At 30.9% G+C, this 2,089-nt stretch carries 1 protein-coding gene and 1 pseudogene; both read left to right on the forward strand.

Features of this window, described 5'->3' with window-relative positions; all coding sequences use genetic code 11:
- Nucleotides 1-203 (forward strand): annotated as a pseudogene (locus RT405_RS06810) (nucleotide sugar dehydrogenase); the annotation flags it as partial.
- An 89-nt stretch (nucleotides 204-292) separates the two neighbouring features.
- Nucleotides 293-1,435, forward strand: coding sequence for a non-hydrolyzing UDP-N-acetylglucosamine 2-epimerase (gene wecB / locus RT405_RS06815; RefSeq protein ID WP_313468647.1), 1,143 nt, complete (start codon nucleotides 293-295; stop codon nucleotides 1,433-1,435).
- The last annotated feature ends 654 nt before the right edge of the window (nucleotides 1,436-2,089 follow it).

Here is a 2,089-nt window from a genome sequence, read left to right on the forward strand (position 1 = left end):
GATTAAAGGTTTACGACCCAATGGTTAGTACAAAAATGGTAGATAATCAATATACTGATTTTGATGATTTTTTAAATGATATTGATTTTGTAATAGTTATGGTTTCACATACACACATTCTCCATAACGAGCATAAATTGGAGGGTAAAATTATTTTAGACACGCAAAAGGTACTCAAGAATAGTATAGTAAATTATTTATAAAAAATAAATAATATGATAGGAGAAATTCTATTTTATCTGTTAATATATAGAATAGAGTAATATTAAATAAATATATAAGGATGTAGACAATGGAAAAAATAAAAGTAATGACTATTTTTGGTACTCGTCCCGAAGCTATTAAAATGGCGCCACTTGTGTTGGAATTAGAACGTCAGTCAGATAGATTTGAGTCTATAGTAACAGTTACTGCACAACATAGACAAATGTTAGATCAAGTCTTGCAAATTTTTAAAATTAGGCCAGACTATGATTTGAATGTAATGAAGAGTAGGCAATCATTAGCACAAATTACTGCAAATGTTTTGATTAGTTTAGAAGATGTTATGAAAGAAGTTAAACCAGATATTGTTTTAGTTCATGGAGATACAACAACGACTTTTGCAGCTGGGATTTCTGCATTCTATAATCAAATTAAAGTTGGACATGTTGAAGCTGGTTTACGTACCTGGAATAAATATTCTCCATTTCCAGAAGAAATGAATCGTCAAGTGACTGATGTATTATCGGATGTTTACTTTTCTCCAACTAAGGAAAGTGCTGAAAACTTGTTAAAAGAGAACCATCCACAAGAACATCTTTATATTACTGGAAATACAGCAATCGATGCTTTAAAAGAAACCGTAAAAGAAAATTATCAACACAATGTATTAAATAAAGTATCAGAAAATAATCGTTTAATATTAGTGACTATGCATCGTAGAGAAAACCAAGGCGAGCCAATGGAACGCGTTTTTCGTGCAATTCGTCAAGTTGTAGATATCTATAAAGATGTAGAAGTAGTATATCCAGTACATTTAAATCCTGTAGTTCAAGAGGCTGCTAATAAAGAATTAGGCGACCATGAGCGCATTCATTTAATTGATCCATTAAATGTTATTGATTTTCATAATATCGCTGCAAGAAGTTATATGATCATGAGCGATTCAGGCGGGGTACAAGAAGAAGCACCTTCATTAGGAGTTCCGGTACTAGTTTTACGTGATACTACTGAGCGTCCCGAAGGGGTTGCTGCTGGTACACTAAAACTTGTAGGTACTGAGACTGAAGATGTTCTATCAACTATGATCGAATTATTAGATAACCAAGAAGTTCATCGTACAATGGCAGAAACAAATAATCCTTATGGAGATGGTTCAGCTTCAAAACGTATATTAAACGCAATCGCTTATGAATTTGGTCTGGAAATTGAACGTCCCTTAGATTTCGAATAAAATTATTAGCAATTAAGACAAATAATTGTCTTTGATTAAATTGACACATAAAGTGAGCATACAACTTTCCTTTAATAATAAAAGACTTAAGAAGTTCAAACTTGTTATTTCTTGAAGAGCTAAAGGAAACTATTTAGACCATTTATAAAGAGGTGTAAACTTCTCATATGAATGATATAAATAGTTTTTTGAAATGTTTCAATAGAATTAATATCCATTATTGTTTCAAAAAATTATTTAATCTAATTATATATACAAAAGAATTCTACAGGTTATCTAAATTGGTAATTTTTATGTTCTACATTTGACATTGGTGAAGAGTTTTAGTCATTTATTTAATTAAAAAAAACTTGAACACTTTTCATGCTAAGTATTAAGTTGCTGTGAAAAGTGTTTTGGCTCTTTGACAAACATACTAAGATTAGTGGGTAAGCGCCTAATAGAAAGGGGTTCTTGGACAAGTAGTGGTTATACAATATTTGACGTTGGTGAGTGAAAACTTGCTAGCGTCTTTTTTATGTAAAAATAGAAAACAAGTGAGTTCTCCTGTAGAATAAAAAGTCACCACAACTCATTCAAAGGAGAGAACTCACTTGCCTACATCAAATGATATGCGAAAAGTATTAGATATTCAAGATAAAAATATTGTTTTTG

It is taken from the genome of Carnobacterium sp., assembly GCF_032094055.1.
Classification (GTDB): Bacteria; Bacillota; Bacilli; order Lactobacillales; family Carnobacteriaceae; genus Carnobacterium_A.